The organism is Paenibacillus sp. EPM92, assembly GCF_016586185.1.
Taxonomy (GTDB): domain Bacteria; phylum Bacillota; class Bacilli; order Paenibacillales; family NBRC-103111; genus Paenibacillus_G; species Paenibacillus_G validus.
Genome location: NZ_BCPS01000100.1, coordinates 1 through 22,673, shown reverse-complemented (window position 1 = coordinate 22,673; position 22,673 = coordinate 1). Strand labels below are relative to the sequence as shown.

The 22,673-nt window shown below is 50.1% G+C and carries 25 protein-coding genes; all 25 read left to right on the top strand.

Features of this window, described 5'->3' with window-relative positions; genetic code table 11:
• Positions 1-504 precede the first annotated feature (504 nt).
• Complete coding sequence (locus JMF85_RS25070; RefSeq protein WP_201319152.1) at positions 505-660, top strand: hypothetical protein; 156 nt, start codon at positions 505-507, stop codon at positions 658-660.
• Between the two features lie 1,106 nt (positions 661-1,766).
• A complete protein-coding gene (locus JMF85_RS25065) occupies positions 1,767-2,129 on the top strand; it encodes an HNH endonuclease (protein ID WP_201319151.1) in 363 nt (120 codons plus the stop codon).
• Positions 2,130-2,479: 350 nt separating this feature from the next.
• Entirely contained in the window at positions 2,480-2,977 is a 498-nt protein-coding gene (locus JMF85_RS25060; protein WP_236595990.1) for a phage terminase small subunit P27 family, read from the top strand.
• Positions 2,949-4,673 (top strand): terminase large subunit, encoded by a 1,725-nt coding sequence (locus JMF85_RS25055; RefSeq protein ID WP_236595989.1) that lies wholly within the window; start codon positions 2,949-2,951, stop codon positions 4,671-4,673. Before JMF85_RS25060 ends, JMF85_RS25055 begins: the two co-directional genes overlap by 29 nt.
• 154 nt (positions 4,674-4,827) lie before the next feature.
• The gene (locus tag JMF85_RS25050; RefSeq protein ID WP_201319150.1) at positions 4,828-6,078 is read left to right on the top strand and encodes a phage portal protein; all 1,251 of its coding nucleotides are present in this window, start codon (positions 4,828-4,830) and stop codon (positions 6,076-6,078) included.
• Complete coding sequence (locus tag JMF85_RS25045) at positions 6,075-6,896, top strand: head maturation protease, ClpP-related (RefSeq protein WP_201319149.1); 822 nt, start codon at positions 6,075-6,077, stop codon at positions 6,894-6,896. The genes JMF85_RS25050 and JMF85_RS25045 overlap by 4 nt, the downstream gene beginning before the upstream one ends.
• 14 nt (positions 6,897-6,910) lie before the next feature.
• Positions 6,911-8,236 (top strand): phage major capsid protein, encoded by a 1,326-nt coding sequence (locus tag JMF85_RS25040; protein ID WP_201319148.1) that lies wholly within the window; start codon positions 6,911-6,913, stop codon positions 8,234-8,236.
• 98 nt (positions 8,237-8,334) lie between these two features.
• Complete coding sequence (locus tag JMF85_RS25035; protein ID WP_201319147.1) at positions 8,335-8,805, top strand: hypothetical protein; 471 nt, start codon at positions 8,335-8,337, stop codon at positions 8,803-8,805.
• A 67-nt stretch (positions 8,806-8,872) separates the two neighbouring features.
• Positions 8,873-9,166: a hypothetical protein gene (locus JMF85_RS25030; protein WP_201319146.1), complete on the top strand. Its 294-nt coding sequence runs from the start codon at positions 8,873-8,875 to the stop codon at positions 9,164-9,166.
• Positions 9,167-9,176: 10 nt separating this feature from the next.
• Positions 9,177-9,740, top strand: coding sequence for a head-tail connector protein (locus tag JMF85_RS25025; protein ID WP_201319145.1), 564 nt, complete (start codon positions 9,177-9,179; stop codon positions 9,738-9,740).
• Positions 9,737-10,075 carry a phage head closure protein gene (locus JMF85_RS25020; protein WP_201319144.1) on the top strand — a complete coding sequence of 113 codons (339 nt, stop codon included), beginning with the start codon at positions 9,737-9,739 and terminating at the stop codon, positions 10,073-10,075. Before JMF85_RS25025 ends, JMF85_RS25020 begins: the two co-directional genes overlap by 4 nt.
• Complete coding sequence (locus JMF85_RS25015) at positions 10,072-10,521, top strand: HK97-gp10 family putative phage morphogenesis protein (protein ID WP_201319143.1); 450 nt, start codon at positions 10,072-10,074, stop codon at positions 10,519-10,521. The genes JMF85_RS25020 and JMF85_RS25015 overlap by 4 nt, the downstream gene beginning before the upstream one ends.
• Positions 10,518-10,925: a DUF3168 domain-containing protein gene (locus JMF85_RS25010; protein WP_201319142.1), complete on the top strand. Its 408-nt coding sequence runs from the start codon at positions 10,518-10,520 to the stop codon at positions 10,923-10,925. The genes JMF85_RS25015 and JMF85_RS25010 overlap by 4 nt, the downstream gene beginning before the upstream one ends.
• 15 nt (positions 10,926-10,940) lie before the next feature.
• A complete protein-coding gene (locus tag JMF85_RS25005) occupies positions 10,941-11,327 on the top strand; it encodes a phage tail tube protein (protein WP_201319141.1) in 387 nt (128 codons plus the stop codon).
• A 127-nt stretch (positions 11,328-11,454) separates the two neighbouring features.
• Positions 11,455-12,084, top strand: coding sequence for a phage tail protein (locus JMF85_RS25000; protein WP_201319140.1), 630 nt, complete (start codon positions 11,455-11,457; stop codon positions 12,082-12,084).
• Positions 12,085-12,129: 45 nt separating this feature from the next.
• Positions 12,130-12,423 carry a hypothetical protein gene (locus JMF85_RS24995; RefSeq protein WP_201319139.1) on the top strand — a complete coding sequence of 98 codons (294 nt, stop codon included), beginning with the start codon at positions 12,130-12,132 and terminating at the stop codon, positions 12,421-12,423.
• A gap of 14 nt (positions 12,424-12,437) precedes the next feature.
• Positions 12,438-12,752: a phage tail assembly protein T gene (locus JMF85_RS24990; protein WP_201319138.1), complete on the top strand. Its 315-nt coding sequence runs from the start codon at positions 12,438-12,440 to the stop codon at positions 12,750-12,752.
• 23 nt (positions 12,753-12,775) lie between these two features.
• On the top strand, positions 12,776-15,670 hold the full coding sequence (locus JMF85_RS24985) for a phage tail tape measure protein (protein WP_201319137.1): 2,895 nt from the start codon (positions 12,776-12,778) through the stop codon (positions 15,668-15,670).
• Positions 15,667-16,011 (top strand): hypothetical protein, encoded by a 345-nt coding sequence (locus JMF85_RS24980; protein ID WP_201319136.1) that lies wholly within the window; start codon positions 15,667-15,669, stop codon positions 16,009-16,011. Before JMF85_RS24985 ends, JMF85_RS24980 begins: the two co-directional genes overlap by 4 nt.
• Before the next feature lie 66 nt (positions 16,012-16,077).
• Complete coding sequence (locus tag JMF85_RS24975) at positions 16,078-16,566, top strand: hypothetical protein (RefSeq protein ID WP_201319135.1); 489 nt, start codon at positions 16,078-16,080, stop codon at positions 16,564-16,566.
• 41 nt (positions 16,567-16,607) lie between these two features.
• On the top strand, positions 16,608-18,458 hold the full coding sequence (locus JMF85_RS24970) for a hypothetical protein (RefSeq protein WP_201319134.1): 1,851 nt from the start codon (positions 16,608-16,610) through the stop codon (positions 18,456-18,458).
• 17 nt (positions 18,459-18,475) lie between these two features.
• Positions 18,476-21,319, top strand: a complete 2,844-nt coding sequence (locus JMF85_RS24965) for a hypothetical protein (RefSeq protein WP_201319133.1) — start codon at positions 18,476-18,478, stop codon at positions 21,317-21,319.
• Between the two features lie 16 nt (positions 21,320-21,335).
• Complete coding sequence (locus JMF85_RS24960) at positions 21,336-21,689, top strand: bZIP transcription factor (RefSeq protein WP_201319132.1); 354 nt, start codon at positions 21,336-21,338, stop codon at positions 21,687-21,689.
• Positions 21,690-21,692: 3 nt separating this feature from the next.
• Positions 21,693-21,986 (top strand): hypothetical protein, encoded by a 294-nt coding sequence (locus JMF85_RS24955; protein WP_201319131.1) that lies wholly within the window; start codon positions 21,693-21,695, stop codon positions 21,984-21,986.
• Positions 21,987-22,009: 23 nt separating this feature from the next.
• Positions 22,010-22,673 (top strand): hypothetical protein (locus tag JMF85_RS24950; protein ID WP_201319130.1); only part of this gene is annotated, 664 nt, incomplete at its 3' end.

The window sequence follows — 22,673 nt, the reverse complement described above, 5'->3', positions numbered from 1 at the left end:
TACTAATGAGTATTTCATAATTAACTAATGAATTTTGATTGATTTATTATAGGAAAATTATATGAAAAAATGCACCCATGCTGAACCATTGCCGGGAATTGTTGAACCCCACGCGGTCCTTTTCCCGTGTTATATTGTAAATGTAAGAAATTGAGCAACACCCCAACCGGCTCGGGCATGAGGTCGGACACGTAGAGAAGCGATTCGCTACCGCTTCTCCTGCATCGCTTATACAGGCACTCTCCTAACCGAGGGTGCCTTTCCTATTATTCGATTACTCCGCATCTCCCTAAAAGGCAGCCTATGTATCTTTCCTCATCCGGGGCAAAGGATAAGGGTAAACAGGCTGCGCCTCCTTTCGACTGCGACTTCAGCAGCAAAGGTGCGGATCGAAGGCGCACTGCCGCCCGCGTAAGCAAGAGGCGGATAAAGAAATCTTTAGGTTAAACCATACTGACAAGCTTCCTCCTACAGCATAGACTTAATGTTGAGGGGGTGAGTTAATTGGGTTTCAGATATGACGCAAGGAATTTGACCGGTCAACAGATGGCGATCATTGATCAAAGAGACCGAGCTGATGCGGAGGCGAAAAAGAAGCTTAAACAAAAAGAAGAAGAGGATCAAAAAAAGAAAAAAGAACTGCCTGAAAAGAAAGAATAGCACCCACCGCGGTGCTTTTTTTTATTGCCGGAAACGTGGTGGCGGAATAGGTAGACGCTAAAGCTTAGGTTGTGTCGTCCAAGCGATCGAGGGTAGCTCCCCGAAAGCAACCATGCAAGGTGCAAATCCTTGCCCACGTTTATAAACGGTGATCTGCGCTCCGGCGCATCACATATATCCCTGTTCCAGTAAGCCCTATCCGTTGGAGTGCCAAAAACAGCACTATGCAGACGTGCCTGCGGGTAGGCAGGGCAGGTTGCTCCCGATGAGTCGGGAAGCGGTCATTGGAAGTCGGCTGGGAGCAATAGCTCTGAGAGCCGCAAACCTAAACAGCATCCACAGGGTGCCTGCCCCGATGCGCATGCGGGAAGTATAATACATGCGCTTATTTTGGTTTAGGGAGATGATGGTTTATAGATACAGTTACTGTTACCACTGACATAGAAGAATACAAGCCTTATCCGAATGCAAACTGCCAATGGTGCGGAGATACAGGAGAATTTGAAGATGAGGATGGTTGCGTCTGGCCGTGTGTGGAAGAATGCAATAAATCAATGCCTTGCAAAGGCTGCAGCAACTCCGGACGTCACCTATTCAGCAAAGATGGATTCTGCAAATGTGCAAAGGGCCGCGAGATGAAAGAGCTGCATGAGGCGAGGCTGGATGCTTATTTTGAGTCTTTGGGAAAAACAGCGATAGAACAAGCGAGAACTCGTCTGATGTAGAATGGATGTTCTTATTAGACTGAAATTGATTAAACACCGGACTTGACTGTTTTTTGACCCGTTTGTATAATGGTGTTATTCCTCTCTAGTAACTAAGTACATATTCTTTTAAAGCACGAGCGCAGCAATGTGCGGTCTTGCTCAAATTTATACGATTATCGAAACCCGTATCGAGGCACATGTTCTCGCTCGGGTTTTTTATGTTTTATCGCGATTTAAAAAATAAGGTTCGAAAATATATCGGTCATCGGCGGTTTTCAGACGATGATCTAGGGCGGGTGAATGCCGTTAGGCAGAGGGGCGACTATGAGCCCCTTTTCTTTTTAAACACCACCTTTGTTACTAAGTACGTATAAATACCACCGATTGGAGGTGCTTTGTATGCCTCAAAAACTGAAGAGGGCCTGCAACCAACCGGGCTGCCCGGAGCTTACACATAACAGGTATTGCCCTCAGCATAAGAAGCAGAAGGACGAGCGGTACCAGCAAGAGAGAGGGACAGCAGCCAGCAGAGGCTATGATTACAAGTGGCAGCAATACAGAATGCGATTCCTTAAGAAGAATCCGCTCTGTGTTGATTGCGAGAAGAAGGGAATCATCACTGCAGGCGAACACGTTGACCATATCATAGCTGTGTCAGGGCCTAAGGATTCGCTCTTCTGGAAAGAGGAGAATCATCAGGCCCTTTGTCGTTCCTGCCACTCAAGGAAGACGGTGAATGAGGATGGAGGGTTTGGTAGATGAAGATGACATATAAATGCTTGGATTGTGAGCATGAAGTTTTTGGAGAAGGAACTAAGTATGACGGAACCACGTGTACTCTGTGCAGCGGTCCTATCGTCCCTATTCAAAACTCAAAAAAATTAAATGAGCAGGAAGTGTACGCTAACTTTCCTTTGTACGAGAAAACGACCTCCTAGAATCAATTCTAAGGCGTTCGAGGTGTCGGATGTGCGTTTACTCGAAATTCCCCCACGGAGGGGGTAGGGGGGGCAAAATCCTCCGGCACAAGCAATTTCTAGACCGGCGGCCAACAACGTGTGCAAAAAATACGGGAAATTGCTCTAGCCTTTTGTAAACTCGGGGGAAAGGTGGTGGTCGTAGTGGCGGGCAGACCAAACAAACCTGCAGCTGCACACCTTGCAAGCGGCAATAAATCGAAACTTTCAAAAGCGCAAATCAAGGCGAGGCAAGAAGCGGAAGATGCGATTAAGCCCGCCAGTGACAACATATTGCGCCCGACGTGGCTTGACGCTGTAGGTAAAAAAATGTGGGAATCGATCATGGAAGAACTGGCAGCGGTGGACCTCATTACAAATGTTGATGTCTATGCCCTGGCTCTAGCGTGCGACGCATATTCCAAATATGTCAAGGCATCTAAAGACATTAAAAAAGAGGGGCTTGTCGTCGAACACAAAAACGCAATAGGCGCTGTAAACAAGGTGCCCAACCCAAACGTTGCTATCGCCCAAAAGTATGCTACTCAATTTAAATCTTTTTGCTCTGAATTTGGGTTATCTCCAGCAGCCCGCGCCCGTCTTGCTAAGCCTAAAGACGACGAAGATGACGAAGATGACGACGACCTCGATTAAAATGCATCCGGTGACGCGCTACGCGGCCGATGTTATCGCTGGAAGTATTATTGCGGGTAAATACGTCACCTTGGCTTGCAAGCGTCATATGGGCGATCTAGAGCGTCAGGGAACGGACGAGTTCCCGTATGTGTTTGATGAGGAGAAGGCAAACAAGGTATTTAGGTTTGCTGAGAAGTATTGCCGGCATATTGAAGACGGGCTCACAGTTAAAAAGGGCGATCCGATCATCTTGGATGATTTTCTCCAGTTCATTATCGGCAGCGTCTTTGGTTGGGTCCACAAGGACACGGGCCTGCGGCGTTTCCGAAAAGTCTATGAGCAAGTGGCTCGCAAAAATTCTAAGTCCACCACGCTGAGCGTTGTGGGCCTTTTTATGTTCGCGGCAGATGGCGAGGGCGGGCCCCAAATTTACACAGCGGCAACTCAGAGGGATCAGGCCAAGATCGTTTATGACGCGGCTGAGGCTATGGTCAAGCAGAGCAAGAAGCTCAAGGCCAAGATCAAAACCCGGAGAAACACAATGTTCCACCTGACCAATGGCGGAAAGATGCTACCGTTGTCTCGAGAAACAAAGAAGATGGACGGGTTCAATCCGAGCCTCGGTATCTTGGATGAGTACCACGCGCATCCGACAAGCGACATGTACGACGTCCTTATCTCTGGCATGGGGATGCGCCGGCAGTGGCTGATGTTCGTTATCACAACGGCCGGATTTAACTTATCCGGTCCTTGTTACGCCGAATATAGGTACTGCAAACAGGTTCTCGAGGGAGTATTCCAGAACGAAGAATACTTTATTTACATTGCCGAGATGGACGCGGACGACGACATCAATGATGAATCGAACTGGATCAAATGCAATCCGTTGCTTGCCCGCACAGAGGATGGCATCAAATATCTCCGTGGTGAGCTGAAGATCGCTCAGGAGATGCCCGAAAAGCGGCGCGGCGTTCTCACGAAGAACTTCAACATCTGGGTTGACCAGAAGGAGAACGGGTTCATACCTTTGAACCGGTGGGATGAGTGCGGGGCAAGTGATGAAAATCCAATGCCTGACTTGACCGGGAAAGAGTGCTTCGTCGGGGTTGACTTAGCCAAGAAGATCGATCTTACTAGCGTGGCCTTCGAGTTCCCGCTGGATGACGGCAGGTACGCTGTTCTATCGCATTCGTTCATACCGGAAGAAACGCTGCAGGCCAAAACACAAACTGATAATGTGTCTTACGCTCTGTGGGTTGATAAAGGTTGGATAACGACAACTCCAGGCAGTGTTACTGACTATGAGTTTGTTGAGGCGTACATTTTAAAGCAGGCCGAACAAAAGGGCTGGAAAATCAGGGAGGTATGCTGCGACCCGTACAACTCCACTCAATTTGCGATCGGTCTGCAGGACAAAGGGTACGAGGTGGTTGAGATTAGGCAGGGTTATCAGACTCTATCCGGTCCGACCAAAGATTTTAGGGACATGGTGTATTCCCGCAGGATTATTCATGACCGGAACCCTGTCCTTCGTTGGGCCTTGTCGAATGCAGTTGTCAGGCAGGACCACAATGAAAATATCATGTTGGATAAAGATAAATCTACCGAGCGGATCGATCCGGCTGCAGCCGTGATTGACTCGCATGCAAGAGCGATGATCCATACAGAAAAGAAACCATCAATTTACACGCAAAGGGGGATCGAAACCCTGTGAAAGAGAACTCGAATTTGCCTGATTGGAACGACGCTGTCGGCCTGATCGGGCTTTTGATGTTTGGCTGCGGACTCTGGTGGCTCTCGCCACCATGGGCGCTGATTATTGTCGGTGCTATTATCCTCGCTATAAGCGCAATAAGGAGTAGAGGCTAATGGGTTACCTATCTAAAATGTGGAAGGCGCAAGGGTCGTCCACGGGGCAGTGGCCATTTACTAAACAATGGCTGCAGGACCTGTTTATCGGTCGCCAAACACATACGGGCATTCCGTTGTCTGAAGACCGCGCACTGACCTTTACGGCCGTGTATGCATGCGTCCATATCATTGCCCAGACCATTGCGACGCTACCGTTAAACGTGTACAGGACGCTGCCGACAGGAGGAAAAGCTCGCGCGCCGGACCATAGTCTTCACCGCGTGCTGCATAGCGTTGCAAATCCTGAAATGACGAGTTTTAGTTTTCGGGAGACGCTGCAGGGTCACCTCGGTCTATGGGGAAATGCCTATGCCGAGAAGCAATTTAACGGGTATGGCGAAGTGGTCGCACTTTGGCCGCTGCGTCCAGACAGGACGAGACCTTTTCGGGATCCGGATACGAAAGAACTGAAGTATCAAACGACTTTTTCCAATGGTGAGACGGTTACTCTTCCGTTCAAAAACGTATTGCACATCCCGGGATTCGGTTTTGATGGTCTCGTTGGGTACAATCCGATCGATATTGCCGCTCAATCAATTAGTTTGGGACTTGCGGCTGAGGAATTCGGCGCGAGGTTCTTTGGTAATGGCGCCGTAGTTTCCGGGGTCCTAGAGCATCCTGGAACGTTAGGAGAGCCCGGCCGCAAAAATGTTCGCCAATCTTTTAACGAAATGCATCAAGGGTTGAGCAATGCACACCGCTTGATGATCCTCGAAGAGGGTATGAAATACCAGCAAATCGGTATCCCGCCGCAAACAGCACAGTTTCTGGAAACGCGGAAGTTCCAAATCACCGATATTGCGCGTTTTTACCATATTCCACCGCATATGATCGCCGACCTGGAGCGATCAACCAACAACAACATTGAACAGCAGTCGCTCGACTTCGTGAAGAACACAATGCTGCCGTGGTTCACTCGTTGGGAGCAAAGCATGGATATGCGTCTCCTTAATGACACGGAACAAGGTAGGTTGTTCACCAAATTTATGGTGAATGGTTTGCTGCGCGGAGATATTAAAAGCCGCTACGAGGCCTATCACATCGCGAAACTCGATGGATGGATGAATACCGATGACATCCGTGAGCTCGAGGATATGAACCCGATCGGAGGAGATGTCGGCACGAAATACTGGATGCCGACAAACTACACATATGCCGACCAACCAACGCCAAAACCAAGCCCGAAGGGAGGTGAACCAACAAAATGAAGTGGAAAATGAAGAAGATGCAGGCCAAGACTGCTGAAATCATGATTTACGGCGATATCAGCACGTATGATTGGTGGGGTGACGAAGTCACGCCGCAAAAATTCAATGACGAGCTCAAGGCGCTTGGTGATGTGGATGAAATATCAGTCCGAATCAATAGTAATGGTGGCAGCGTGTTCGCGGGCGTGGCGATTCATTCCATGCTTAAACGCCACTCGGCTAAAATTACGGTCTATGTTGACGGCCTTGCAGCTTCAATCGCTTCCGTGATCGCTATGGCTGGGGACGAGATCGTTATGCCAAACGGGTCCATGCTGATGATTCATAATCCTTGGACAATCGCCATGGGCAATGCGAAGGATTTCCGTAAGATGGCCGATGACCTCGACGCGATTTGTAGCAGCATGATGGACATTTATGTCGCCCGTACCGGCATTGATCGCGATGAATTGACTGCTCTTCTTGATGTAGAGACTTGGATGAGTGCTACCCAAGCCGTTGAAAAAGGGTTCGCTACACGTGTAGAAGAGAATTCGCAGCCAATTGCAGCCTCCTTGCGAGAAGGAAAGGCCATCATTAACGGCGTCGAAATGGATTGGAGCAAGTTTAAGAACGCTCCTAAGTTGCCAGAAGCTGAAACAAGTGAGCCTAATCCCGAAACCGCTGCGCTATGGCAGGAAATTAACTCGCTGAAAGCTCAGCTTGCGAATAGATCACAAAATCAACCACCAGCAGTACCAACGCCGCAGCCAAAAGCCGATCTATCTGGATTGGAATTGGAAATGCGGCGGTTATCTTTGATTGACCAAACCATTTAAAGGAGCTGGATAAATTGAACAAACGAGAACAATTGAAAGCAAAAGTGGCTGCTATGATGGCCCTGATCAACGTGGCAAAAGCAGCAAATCGCGTATTTACTGCCGAAGAGGATGCGCAATACGCGGCTTTGGACGGTGAAGTGAAGGCGTTACAGGCTGAGATCGAAGCAGAAGACAAGCAAGCACAGCGTGAGGCTGAAATCGCAGCTTTGAATGCACAGTTCCAATCGCCGGTTCCGACTGCTGCTGCCCGTAATGAGCCCCCGGGCGGCGTAGTTGTTGGCAAAAACCGCGAAGAAGATAAGCCTTGGGCTAGCTTCGGCGAGCAATTACTGGCTGTTAAGAACGCCGCAGCCCCCGGCGGCACGATTGACCCACGTTTAACCACAAAAGCTGCTACAGGACTTTCCGAAGGCGTGCCGTCCGACGGTGGTTTCCTGGTGCAACAAGACTTTACAACGCAATTGCTTCAAAGAGCGTACGATACCGGCGTACTGGCTTCGAAAGCTGAAAGAATCCCAATTAGCACAAATGCAAACGGGCTGAAAATCAACGGTATCGACGAATCTAGTCGAACAAATGGATCGCGCTGGGGTGGTATTCAGGCATACTGGGAGAATGAGGCAGATCAATACACGGCTACGAAGCCTAAGTTCCGCCAAATTGATCTGAATCTGAAAAAATTGATTGGTGCATGCTACGCGACCGATGAACTTCTTCAGGATGCTTCGGCATTGGCCGCTGTTATCTCGCGCGGTTTTGCTGAGGAGTTCGGCTTCAAAATCGACGACGCCATGTTCCGCGGTACCGGTGCAGGCCAACCTCTTGGCATCTTGAATTCTCCGGCACTCGTCACCGTCGTAAAAGAAAACAGCCAACAGGCAGGAACTATTGTCGTTGAGAACATCGTCAAAATGTGGGCAAGAGCATGGGCCCGTTCCCGCGCAAATGCGGCTTGGTACATCAACCAAGACATCGAGCCTCAATTGTATACGATGTCGTTGGTTGTAGGCAGTGGCGGCGTTCCTGTGTACATGCCGGCAAACGGCGTATCCGGATCTCCGTACAGCACTTTATTCGGACGCCCAGTTATTCCGCTCGAGCAATGTGAAACGCTCGGGACGGTTGGGGATATCGTCTTGGCCGACTTTTCTCAATACCTCATCATCGACAAGGGCAGCATGAAATCAGACGTTTCCGTACATGTTCGTTTCTTGTATGACGAGCAGGTGTTCAAATTTACCTATCGAGTTGACGGACAACCGACTTGGAACAAGCCGTTAACGCCTTTCAAAGGTTCGAACACTTTGTCTCCATTTGTCGCTTTGGCCACTCGCTAATAACGGAATATAACAAGCGCCGATTAAGGGCGTTTTTATTTTGCCTTTTTTCGGCGTTGACGTGCTTTGACAAACAATTTACGGGAGGTTTTCCAAATATGAGAGGTTTCAATATTGCTGAAGTTGGCCACGTCGTAAATCTTTTGCCGCCTGTTGATATCACCGGCGGCAAGACTGGTGCTGTTTTTTCGATGGCTAACTACGGGCATGCAACGATCATTGTACAGGTGGGCGTCAGTGCAGCGGCGTTCACGAAGATTATCCTGAATGAGTGTTCCAACTTTGCCGGGGCTGGTGCGGCAGCTATTCCATTCAGCATTTACAAAGAGGAAACAACCCTCGGTGATACACTAAGCGCTCGTGAAGATGTATTGGCCACCGGCTATACACCTTCTGCCAATGACAACATTTTTTATGTGATCGAATTGGATGGAGCAGCTTTGTCGGAAGGCAAGCAATTTGTACAGCTCAGCCTTACGAATGGCGTAAATAGCGTGATTGCGTCGGCCGTTGCTATTTTGAGTGGCTCCCGTTACGCCGGTGATCAAAGCCCGACGGTGATTGCTTAGCTTGACCAATGTACGGGACTGAGCGCGAAAGCTTCAGTCCTTTTCTTTATAACGGAGGTGTGATCTGGTGCAAAACGTAATGTTAACCTCGCGCTACAAGGACTATAAGCCGGGGAGGATGTTGTCCTTAGACGATAAAGAGGCCGCCGGTGTGGTTTCTCAAGGAATCGGTGAGTATGTAACCCCTCTCGATCCAGTCGCAGTCTTCGATAAATCAGAACCAGAATTACCAACTCTCGAAGCCTTCAACGAAATGAAGGCGGAGGCTCAAAAGCAACTACTGACGGAACTGAAAATCGAGGGCGATGCCGGCAATGAAGAAAAGAGGGCGGCACTATATGCTGCCTACCTGCAAAAGTAGGTGATTGAGCATGTCCGGATTGAAGACAATTTCCCCGCCGGCCGTTGAGCCGGTGACACTGGAGGATGTAAAGCCACAGCTTCGAATCGATCCGGACGATACATCCTTTGACGCCACGTTGGCGCCTCTGATCACCGCAGCGCGTGAGTGGTGCGAGGGGTTTCAGAACAGGGCGTACGTGACGCAGACACTTGAAATGGCGCTCGATGAGTGGCCATGCAGAAGCACGATCAAGCTGCCACGTCCGCCGCTCCAATCGGTTATTTCGGTCCAGTACATCGACGAAAACGGGGTAACAACGACCTGGCAACCGGCGAACTACGTGGTTGACGATTTCGCCGAGCCTGCGCGGCTTGTAAAGGTGCATGGTGCGTCTTGGCCGTCGGTGCGATTGGCGTCCGCAAACGGCATCAGGGTTCGTTACACGGCCGGATACGACGATGCTACGAAAGTTCCCAAAACGGTCAAGCAGGCCATCATTTTGCTCGTCAACGCATGGTTTGAGACTCCCGGGTGCGATCCGCCACAAGCGGTTAAGTCGCTGTTATGGATCGATCGCGTGGTGCCGGTATGAAAAAATGTGACAACTTTACGGGCGAGCTCCGGCACAAGGTCACGATTAACCAATTGCAGAGCGTTGACGACGGCGCCGGCGGCAGCGTGGATACTTGGATGCCTGTGGCGACCGTATTTGCGGCTGTAAACCCGCTCAGTGGCCGTGAGCTATTCCAAGCGCAGCAGCTCCAGTCGGAGATCACTCACAAGGTCCGCATGCGGTATCGTGCCGGGATTACGCCGGACATGCGCGTACACTTCGGCAGTCGCATTTTCCTGATCTCTGCTGTGATCAACTGGCAGGAGCGAAACCGGGAACTTGCCCTGATGTGCGTGGAGGTGCAGAATCCATGAGCAAAGTGACGATTCGGGTGAATGGCGTCGAAGTCCTATCTCGAAAGCTCGAAACGCTCAGCGAGGACGCTCGTAAAGCGATCGGCAAGCACGTCCAAAGGTCTGCGTACGCTCTCCGCGGAGCTGAGATCAAGAGGGCGCCCAAAGGCCGGAGGTTTTACGGCAAGGTGAAGGAGCAATTCGGCCATAAACAGCTACCAGGAGCTCTCCGGAAGTCCATTCGGGCCAAGTTCACCCGCGGCAAGCTGTCCGCTGAGATCGGACCAAGGCGGTTTTATGCCCCGTTTGTGGAGTACGGAACCAAGGCCAGCGACGATCCTCGCCATAGATTCTCCACTAAGCCGCAGCCTTTTGTGCAGCCGGCTTGGGAATCGCAGGGGCCAAAGTACGAGGACGGCATGGTCGATGTCATAAATAAAGCAGTCAAAGGGGCTGGATTCAAGTGAAGGCTATAATGCCTACGCAAACGGCACTGTACAACTTCCTCAAAGGCAATGCAACACTGATTTCCAAAGTCAAAGGCGTGTTTGACGAGGTGCCGCAGGACCAAGCATTCCCTTATGTGGTCTTCGGCGAGTTTACGAGTACGCCTTACAAGACCTTTGGCCGAGGCGGCGAGAACGTCGAAGCCGTCATTTGGGTTTGCAGCAGATATAAAGGATTTAAAGAGGCGATCGATATCGGCGGAGTCATTACAGAGCTGCTGGATGGTGATGTGGACACCAAATTGACCATCGCCGGCTATGAGCACGTCATGACGAAGTACAAAAGCGCTCAAACGCAGCGCGATAATGACGGAACGACGCGATATGCGATTTTGACATTCGATATTCTAGTACAAAAACAATAACGGGAGTGATAGCCGATGGCAATTTCGGGTAAAGGCGGCGGGGTATTCCTCGGCGCAGTCAAAGTGGCTGAGGTCACGAACTGGACGCTGGACATTGAGGCAGACATGCTGGATTCGACCACGTTTGACGGTAACGGATGGCGTACATTTATCGCAGGGTTGAAACAGTGGTCCGGATCGCTTGAGGCTAAATGGAAAGTGAATACTGACACAACGGGGCAAAAAGCGCTCCAGGACGCACTCCTAGGTGGTACTGTCTTGTCTTTGAAACTTGATGTGAACGGGACAAACAACTATACCGGTTCGGCTCTGGTTTCCACTGAGAATGTTGAAACGCCTGTCGATGACATCGTTACATCTAACTTCGATATCCAAGGTACCGGGGCTCTGGCTTACGTATGATTACACTCCAATATATCGGCAAAGAAGAGCATGTTGACGAGAGGGGGCGCTTTATTGCGGCCCCCCTTCAGTTTGTGGAGTTTGCGGAAGAGGAAGCAAGTTGGCTTTTGAGGGAGGCGAGTGATAAATGGCAGTTAGCGGAGCTGTCGGAGCAATCTACAAAGCAGCCGGCACGGCAACGGCGTTCAGCCAAAAGCCAATGACCAACGTCGGTGACAACAAGCGGTATTTTGTCACCGACCGTGCCGTTTGTTATTGGGACGATGAGACACCAGTAACCGTGGAAAAGTCCACGAATGGCGGGACGAACTGGACGACCGTAACGACGGGATTTGAGATAGAACATGCCGGCGGATTTGTCGCATTTTCGGCCGACCAAGGCACGGCCATCTTCCGTGTCTCTGGCAAATATTTTACTCCTATACAAATCGGCGGCGGTTTCAGCTGGACACTTGACATCGAACGGGAAATGCACGACGCCACAACATTTGAATCTGGCGGCTGGCGCGAATTTGTTTCTGGCCTCGGCGGTTTTACCGGGTCTTTCGAGAAATATTGGTCAAACGGCGAGATTTTCAGCGAATTGGGGAACGAGCAGCTTATTTTAGTTCTCTATGTTGACGCCGGGCCAAGCAAGAACCGGTACGAGGGATACGGCATCCTTAACACGGATAGCATTGAAACGCCTGTCGATGACCTGGTTTCGGAGGCCATTGATTTTCAAGGCAGCGGAAAAATCTATTATAGGGCGGGGTAACGAATGAGATCGAAGACTGTAACGGTAAACGGAAAACAAATCGTTGTGAAAGAACGCAAATTCAAAGAGTTGCGCGATGAAATATTTCCAAAAGTCTCGGGCATTCTTGAAAATCTCGATCTAAAAGATATCCAGGATGTCTTTCCCCTTTTCCAACAAAAAGCAGCGGAATTTTTTCCGGAGTTGTCCGAAGCTGATGTCGAAGAAGCTTATCCTTCTGAGATCGAAGAATTGATTCAGACATGGATTGACGTAAATTTTTTCGGCGTGAAGAAGCTGATTGCACCGATTCTGTCCTTGACAAAATTGGGCGCGTCGCTTCCGAAAAATGGTTCGTAACCACTTCGATAAACTTGAGCATTGCCTTTGGCTGGCAGCCGAGCGAGTGGCAGGAATTCACGCTCTCCGGCGTTGAGTTGGCCCTTGAGCAGGCTGAAGAAGTGGTCCAGGACAGGAAATACGAGGAAAGTGTAAATCACGCCATGGTCGCGGCTACAATCGTCAATGTGAACAGCGGGAAGAAGAAAAAGCTTAAGGTTACCGACTTTATCGGCGAGCCACCTTGGAAAGAACGGGAAAAGAAGCGGAAGCAGCAAGAACAAGCAGAGGATGACAAGGAAAAATTGCGGCAAATCGCTATGAATAAAGGCCTATCGGCTGATTTCTAACAGACAGGGGGTGAATAGGGAATATGAAAGTGCGGGACTTGTTGATTCGTATCGGCGCGGATCCGGACGACCTGAAGCGTGGACTGGGCAACGCCAAAAAGGAAGTGCAGCGCTTCGGCAAGGATGTTTCAAGCCATATGGACCGGGCTGCGAACTCCATTCGGAACTTGGGAGCAGTGCTGGCATCGGCATTTGCTGTTAACGGCATAAAAGAAGTCGGCTTAAACATGATCAAGCTCGCAATGGATGCCCAGGAGAGTGAAAACAAATTTCAGGTTGTGTTAGGCAACATGGCCGATTCAGCCCGTAAATGGTCAATGGAATTGAGCAAATCCTTAAAAATGAATCAGTATGAAGTAAGAAATAACCTCGCCGGCATGTATTCGATAATCGAATCCCTCGGCTTCGGCGGGGACGCCGCGCTGAACATGTCCAAGGGATTAACTCAACTCACCTATGACCTTTCGTCCTTGCATAACATCGATACGAAGACGGCGTTCGAGAAGCTGCGCTCCGGTATGGTCGGTGAGACGGAGCCGATGATGGCACTAGGTGTGAACTTGCTCGAGACAAACCTGAAGCTCAAGGCTGTTCAAATGGGCTTGATTAAGACGGGCCAAGAAATGACTGAGCAGCAGAAGGTCATCGCCCGATATAACATCATCATGGAGGCTACAAAGAAGGCTCATGGTGATATGGCGCGGACGATTGACTCGCCGGCTAACCAAGCGCGGATTGCCCGGGCGAAATATGCGGAACTATCCGCACAGTTAGCGGATAAACTATTGCCGTCGATTAATAAAATACTGCATGGAATCAACTACCTTTTGGAAAAGTTCCAAAAGCTGCCGGATTCCGTACAAACCAATATTGTTTGGTTTGGCGTGGCCGCTGTCGCCCTTGTTGGCCTGACTGCTGCGCTTGGAGCTGTGTTAGCGGTCCTGCCATTTGCCGTTCAAGGGTTCGGCATGCTTGCTACGGCAGGTAAAGCCGTGGGGGTTGTAGTTGGCAGATTCGGAGTGGTTCTCCGCGGCGTGCTCATGGTGGCCTCAAGATTCTTCCCGCTCATCGCGCTCGGCTCGGCATTGGTGTACATAGGCTCTCAAAGTGAATGGGCCCGGAAAAAGGTTCAATCGCTGTGGGATACTATCAAATCATTCCTTGGCGTCCAAACCGCAAGCGCTGCAGGGGCAGACAGTCAGACGGACGCCGTCGGAGGTTTGACGGAGAGTTACGACGACTACATGAAAGCGATCGGCGGGGTCGGCGACAGCCTGCAGGACGCGAAAAAAGACGCTGACAAGTTCCTTGCATCCTTCGACGAGGTGTACTCTATTCCCGACAAGGCAGGCGGCGATGCGAGTTCCGCTATACCACCAATACCTGCACCACCAACGCCTCCAAGCGGCGGTTCTGGTGGTGGTAGCACGGGTGGCGGCACGGATTGGATACAATCGTTGTTAGATAAGATTAAATTAATACCATCTGTCATCAAAATGCCAACAATCACACCGCCATCCCCTCCTGATGGTGGAGCTGGTGCAGTTGCTACGGCTTGGTTAACATCGCAAAACTTGATTACGGGTGCAGTAAATGCAATAAAAGTGAAGCTTGATGAATTAAAGAAAAAGCTCGATGAATTGAAACCATCAAGTGAGGGCGCCTCAGTCGCGTGGGCCACCATGTTGAGTGACATGCAGACAAACCTCAATGCCTACAGTCCGTACCTGATCTTTGGGCTTGGGTTGTTGGCCTTATCTATGGGTCGCGTAGAAATGGCGGCTCCCATTACTGCTCTTGCATTTTCTTCCATGCTGAATCAAATGCAGGTCGATTTGAACGCCTATCAGCCATACATCTCCTGGGGACTATCTCTGATTGGCTTGTCGATAGTCGGGCTTCACCCGCAAATGAATGACACCAAGGTTAACTTCCAAGAGATGCTTAACAGCATGCAGACTAACCTCAACGGCTACCAACCGTACATTTCGTGGGGATTAGTCCTTCTCGGCCTTTCCATGTTAGCCTTGCATCCACAAATGAGTTTGACCGATTCAAACTTCAAGACGATGCTGGACAACATGCAAAAGAACGTCAACGCCTACCAGCCTTATACTTCGTTTGGGCTGGCCTTGATCGGTTTATCTATCGTTGCTATGGCTAATGACGCAACCAACTCCGAAGTGACATGGACAGCCGCTTGGGTCAAAATAGCGGAGATTGTCGGAGTTAAAACGAGGTCAATCAATGCTGACATAAAATCAACTGAAGATACTTACAGGTCATTGATGAGCGCATTGGGACAGCCCGTTCCGGTGCCACAAACCGCGCCGGTATATGGCCCGGCTTATCCGGGACCATATGTGCCGGAGACGGCTCCTGTCCAAGGACCACCTGTCCCTGCACCATTAGCAGCTAGGAGCGTACCTGTCATTGGCGATTTACTGAAAGCCCTGGATGCTCTTAGCAAAAACCCACTATCCACTTGGGCTGGTCAACATCCGGAGGTTCTAACGCCCGGAGTCGGCAGCGCCGGTAGTGCCATTGGTGCCGGCGGCGCTGCAGCAGCTACTAAAGGGAAGGCTGCAATGCAGGCGCTAAAGGAATATTTCGAAAGCCTCGGTATGGGCGGCGCTGTAACAGGTTTCGCCGGTGGGGGTATCATCGGAAACGATAGCATAGTTCGCGTGGGCGAGCGTGGGAGGCGTGAAGCGATCATTCCGCTTGAGAGCAATGCAATGCAGCCGTTTGCCTCTGCAATCGCTGATTCGATGGGATCAGGTGGTTCTGGTGACTCCGGCGGCGGCAATGGCCGAGAAGTTTATATTGGAGTGGTCGATAAACGCCATTTAAAGGCACTTGAACGAGCGCTAAAAATAGTACGACTCGAAGATGATTCGAGGGGTGGTAATCGATGAGCCTGACGATTAACGGAACGGCGATCAAAACACCAACCAAATTCAGAATCAATCGATATAATTTGACCAAATCGGGACGGGTGTCTTCGGGCAAGATGACAATGGAGATTATCGCGCAGAAAAGAGAGTTCAACCTGGAATACTCCGTCATAAACGGAACTGAGCTGGACAACATTCTCAACCTGATCTTTAACCCCGCAGTCCCTTTCTTCACGCTGGGTTATACGGAAAATGGAGCTGCCAAAACAGCTAGATGTTACGCCGGGGCCATACCATCGGATCTACTGAGGTCTGATATCTGGCAGTGGACGGATATAAAATTTTCTTTGATTGAGCAGTGATTGGCGGAACCTTTTCCAAATGCTGGCGTAATTAATTACACAAAAATTTGGAAAGGGTGTTCGCCCATGAAAAAAGTTTTGAATATTATTTCTGTGGTAGTTATTACCGTAGTGGTTTATTCGTTTATGAGTGAAGACAGTGTGCCAGCAACCGCCAAACCGTTAAACGAGCGTGTGGCAGCTTCGGTGGAGAAAGCAATCGGCAGTAAAACGAATATGGGTGAGAAGAGGATTATCGGGCTTGGCATAGACCAAGGGAATATAGCTATTATGCGATTGCATGGCGACGACAACTTTACCGATAACTTGACGATAAAAAGTATTTGGATTCAAACTAAGGAGGTTCTTCCTGCAATCTTCGAAAACTCCGACGTGCAAAAGGCCGTTATTGAATGGAACCTCGGATTTGTCGACGATTACGGGAAAGTATCCGTGAAGCCGGTTATGCAACTGGCTTTTACAAGGCAAACGGTAGAGAAGATAGAATTTGATACTGTACCGTTTGACAGTATCCCGAAAATAGCTGATGAATATAAGCAAACATGGCGTCCTTAACAGGGCGTTTTTTTATTTCCGCAGGGAAGGAGTAATGCCTAATGGCCGATGTCAACTCCATCATGAGGGCGGACGCCAGGCAGGTGTTCGCCAAGGTCGAAGTCACATTCAATGATTCGTTCATCGACACATCGCTCGCTGCTTCGGCCACACAGAACGGACGATTCACCTTTGTCGATCAGGTCAAGAACGAATACGACACGCCGGATTATAAATATTTTTCCTTGCACAACAATAAACTTGACGGCACGTTCCACCCGCTGCCATCCACTCCGCAAGAAGCTGAGGTTGGATGGTGGGGCACGACGCTTTCCGACGCAAGTGGAGTTGTAAGTCCGGCGCCAATAATCACTATGACTTTCAACGCCCGGGCGATTTATACCTTGAAAGTAGTTGGAGACAGCCTGCTGAATGACTTCCCCGTTGACTTCACATTCAAACTTTACAACGCATCGAATGCTGTGGTCTACACGGAAACCGTAACGGGCAATACGCTGGTTTCTTGGCTGAAAGAGATCCCGGGCGGGATCGGGAACATAACGAAGGTGGAGCTGACCATTACGAGGATCAATAAGGCCGGGTCTGTCCCGAAGGTCCTGGAGTGCTACACGGGCGTCAAAGAAACCTACGACGCTGACCGACTCATCGATATCGACCTCTTAGAGGAACAGGTGTTTGACGATAGCACATTGCCGATTGGAAATGTATCGTCAAACGAGATTGACATTCGCCTGGACAACACGGATAAGCACTTCGACCCGCGGAATTCGTCCTCTCCTTTGTACGGGCAGTTGAAGAAAAATCGGAAGGTGAAGCCGTTCCTTGGCGTCGATCAGAACGGGGATGGCAACATCACCTACTACCCATTAGGAGTATTTTATACAACTGAATGGCGAGCCCCAACGAATGAGATTTATGCAGAGCTAACCGCGCGGGACCGGCTGGAGCTGATGCGACAGAAAGATTTCACGAAGTCCCAAGTCTACATCAATCAGAACCTTTACGACATGGCCGAGATCGTCTTCCAAGACTTCGGGCTAAGCTCCCGGGAGTATTGGATAGATCCCGCTCTAAAATCGATTATCGTGCCTTATATGTGGTTTGACCGCGTGAGCCATAGAGAGGCACTATCTCAGATCGCTGAAGCCGGATTAGCTCGCCTTTACTGTGCTAGAAACGGTATCGTAAGGCTGGAGACTCAAAGGACAACCGGAGCGGCCATTTTCGATTTCAGAGACGACGAAACGATCTTCAACGCGGACTATCCGCTCGCCGGGGGACAAACGACGAACTATGTAGAAGTTGAGTCGCTGCCGCGGGCTCCCGGTCCTGTCGAAACGATCTTACAAAGCAGCGACGTGCTGAGTATTCCTGCTGGCGGAACGCTAAAGCAAGTGTACAAGTTCAATTTCATTCCGTGCGTGAACGTCTCCTCCCCCCTGGTATCTTCAGATGCCGGGGTTTCTGTCGTCTCACATGAGGTATATGCGTGGGGGATGGAGATCACTTATTCAAATGCGAATGCCAGCAGCGCTAACGTCACGGCCGTTACGGTAAGCGGCCAAAAGCTCGATGTTGCTGGTGCATCGGTCGCCACTTCTCAAGACGCGGCGAGCATCGAAGAAAACGGTAAGCTGGTCCAGAACATTTCCAACGATTTCATTCAGACGATCGATCGGGCGCAGCAGATATCGGCGTCCATTCTTGCTGCTTACAAAGACCCTCGCCATGACATCGACATGGATACGCGCGGTCATGTCTCCTTGCAGCTGGGGGACAAAATTACGGCTCCCGGGTTCGATCAGGGGACGACGGCTGAATATTACATTGTCCGGCAAAACGTAAACTGGGACGGTGCGCTGAGCGCTAAGATCAAAGGACTTAAGGCATAAAGGGGTGAACATTAGGCATGAAGTTTTTAGCAAAAAAAGACTGGCAGCCAAAGGATGGCGTATCGAATGATGACATAAACCGCTGGGAAGGCGGGATAGAAGACGCCAACAACGAAAAAGCCTCCACCGTAGCCACGCTCAAGCGCTCGCTGCAAAACTTTCTCGCCACGCAAACGGGGCTAGCGTTTCCGACGTTTTACGGACGTACACTTGTAAACTTGCTCGGCAAGGATGGTGGATGCGAGAGTATAACGCCGTTTACCAGTGTTGGCGGAGGTACCGTGTCGTTATCGACAACGCAGAAAAAGAGCGGAAGCAACTCCTTTAAAATAACTACGAGCAGCAACGCCGGTTATACGTACAAAGATTATACTTATCCGTTAGACACGGCAAAACAATACGTTTTAGCGGGATGGGTTTTCATTGAATCGTACACATCCGGCAATGTCCGGCTAGTCCTCCGGGATGTCGGGACAACCACGGACAGGTATTCGACTACTGCGGACAGCGCAACTGTCGGTTCTTGGCAATTCGTTTACGTAAAGATTCCGACATCTAACACGCTAGTCGGGACGGGGTTCAGGCTCACTATCGGCATGACAGGTGCAACCACTACTGCCGTAGCTTACTTCGATGACATCCGTCTCTATGAACTCTCGTCTACCGACTACAGCGCAATCGGCACAACGTACACAGCAACGACTTCGCCGAGCATTGACGATTTTATCCCTTACGTCGATGGCATCCAGCACGTTGTCAACCCGGCGCTTACAAAGGTTGGGCGCAACCAGTTTCCACCGTTTACCGATCCGGCGTCGTCTTTGCATGCTAATGCGGTTGCGACGGAACCGTATAAATTGACGCTGAATGCGACGGCTGACGGGCAAGTTTCTTTTGTGGATGTGCCTGTTCTTCCTAACACGATTTATTCGATATCCGTGGTCAGAAACGGGAGAATCGTCATCGATGAAAGGGATAGCTCCGGAGCGCCGACAAAATACGCTGTTAACGAGACAAGTAACGCAAACGGTACGATGGTCACCTCTTTCACAACAGCGGCAACGACAGTAAAGCTAAGATTTTATTTTACAAATACGGGCGCTGGCACCTTCACCTTCTCCAACCCTATGATCGTTCTCGGCACGGCAGCAGACCTCCCGCCGAGTTTTGAGCCGCGCGCGGATGACTACGTTTACGGTGTTTCCAACAGCGATGGAAGGCCGCTTATGCTCGCGTCTAACATCGACGGCAGCGTACGTGACTCGCTCTATAGGCGCGATGGCGTATGGTACAAGTTTAAACGCATGCAGCCAGATGAGCCGCTTATCGTCGTATCAAATACAGCCACACTCGCAATTGATGCGGCAGCCAATACTGCAATCATCCAAGACAAAACAAACGGTGATATTTACAAGAGAGTAGCGACATTAAGCGGCTCAGGTAAAGAGTTTACGCAAGGCGGTACGGGAAATCGGACGATTACCTTTAATGCCGGGAATGCTCCGACCGCGGGCGAAGCTAATTATCAAATCTCCAAGCCCGTCGAGGAAATCGTCACTGTCGAGGGCGCGATCACGTTGCAGCAAGGTGGTAATGCGCTGGAGATGGCCGAGGGTGTGATTGTGCGGGAACCAGTTTCGCCGCAACAGGATAGCGTGAGCAAGAATTGGTATATAAACGAAAAGGGTTTGAATGCAAGTATTGCTGATAATCCGTTGAAAAACCGTACGGATAAAATTTTGAAGGTGTACAAAAACGGCACCGAAGATAAAAAGTGGTCGATTTATACGCATTCAAGTAATAAAAACGGAATTGGAATGGCTTATATTTCAAACTCCGACTACGACCAAACCGCCGAGTACACAGTTACCTATTTGGCGCTGGACAAGTACGGGCTAACCGCGAATGTAGTTGACGCAACGCTCGAACACTGGCCTAACGTCGGCTCGGCGGTCGCCGTAAACGCCCGGACGATTGCGGACATGTTTCCGATCCTCGGCGGGTTGCGGGCGTTCATTAACTCTATTTACGCGTCCATACTCAAGCTCGGGACGGACAAGTACGACAAGACTGGCGGCGCATTGACTGGCGTTGTTCAAACTAATATTGGTACAAACCCAAGCGGCGCACCGCATCATATTTTCGCGGCAACAAATGGTTCGAAACGCTTTGCAACCGGCTTAACCGCCAATGAAACAGGCGCGAACACCGGATCAGACTTTGCTATTTGGCGTTATGCTGATGATGGTAATTTTATAGATGAGGGTATGAGGATCGGTAGGGACGATGGTCGGGTGAATGTTCCGGGCGATTTTAACGCAGGTAAAGGTTATTTATGGAACAATGTGTTGATGGCGCGGACACGTGTTAATAACGGCGTACTGGAATATGACACGACAGGATTAGGAGGATGGAGGCCAGTAGGTATGCTTAGAATAGGAGCAAGTAACACAGTACAGGATGATTTACCGACGACAAGATCACTCTCCAACGGTGTCATGCTAGTCGGTAAGATTTTACCCAAAGGTATTGGCGACTTGCTGATAACGGGCGAAATAGCGACAACAAGTGTGCCCGACGGGCGGTTACTTATAATTCAAAAATCGACCGACTTCATTGCTAATCGGGCGAATAATGGTGACGTAGATTGGCGCACACCTATCGGAACCAACATAGGCTTACCGTCCTATTTCACCGACTTTGTTACTGTTATGACCACCTTAGAAAACCAAGCTTTCACGGCATTTTCAGAGACAATCCACACGCGTACAAATGAACCTTTATACTTAGTTCTCACGAATGACAGCGGTGGAACAATACAAATCCGCAACTTACAAATCAAATACGACATTATCGGATAAGGGAGGCGGCGAGCGAATGTACGCCATTTTTTACGACTACATCGGCGGCACCAAAGGCCGCATTCGAGGCTGGAAAGAGCCGGAGGATGACGAGCCGGAATACGAGTTAATGTTTGTTTTGGTGGACGAACTGCCGGAGTTATACCGCGACGGTCACGTTAGCTACGTTGACATTAACACCGGTGAAATCACCTTTGAGCCTATACCGCAGCCGGAGCCGAGCGGAGAGACGCTTCCGGATAAGGTTGACAGGCTGGAGCAGGAAAACGCACAACTGCGGGGCCAAATTGAAGGTGCGAACGCCGAAGTCGCGCGCTTGAACGCCGACTTTACGGCGTTTCTTGAAGAATACTATCTCGGAGGTGCCTAATCTATGGCAGAATTAAAAACTGTACTAATCAACTCTTATACGCGAGGTGTGTATCAACACGGCACGTATGAGCTTAACGAAAACCGTGGCCCGACCGTGCCGAATGTACACCCTACGTACGTCGATGCGGTTATGCAGAATGCCGCGAACACGCTGACGTTGGAGCAGATCGGGGCCGCACTATCCAGAGGCTATATCACCCAGGTCGAGTATGACGCGACGGTTGCGCTGATGCCTGTGCCTGTGCCAGAACCAGAGCCCGAGCCGCCAGCACCTGAGACACCACCCGCCGAATAACTAAACAAAGGAGCTGATATTTGATGCCAGATTTAAATAATTATAGCCACTCGATGTCGATTAATCCGAGTGATGGTAAGATAATGCCCAATATGCAAATCGCGGGCAGTAATGTTGAAGGAACGAGTGGCGCGGCAGCACCCGCAAAAGGTATATTAATTGGCGGGACAGATGGTACAAATTTCAGGACTTTGTATGTTCCGAATAGCATCGGATCTGCGGGTGGTGATGCGTGGTCTATGAGTGTTAGCGGAATGGTCACTAAGTCGGGCATGCTCGCGAATAACGGGGCTACATGGGATAATTGGCGCAACAACACACAGGGTACGCTTTTGGCGAGTGCTCCGAGAACAGCAATAACAGCAAGTCCTGTGCAGACCAACTACAATGCACGGGGTGTTTTAATTCATTTATACGTCTCGGCGGCAAGTGGAACAGGGGGGTTAACTCTGCGGATAGCAGGGTACGATCCGGTTACGGGATTTACTATGTACCTCAACTCGACACCCACGGCCATAACCGCTACAGGTATATCTGGTTATATGCTGTATCCTGGTATTGCTTTGGGTACAACTGTAAATATGAATCAAGTTATTGGTGTAGCGTTGCCTAGGACGTGGAAGGTGGACGTATTTCATGGCGATACATCCTCTTACACGTACTCTGTCGGCTTTTCTCTGATTTTAT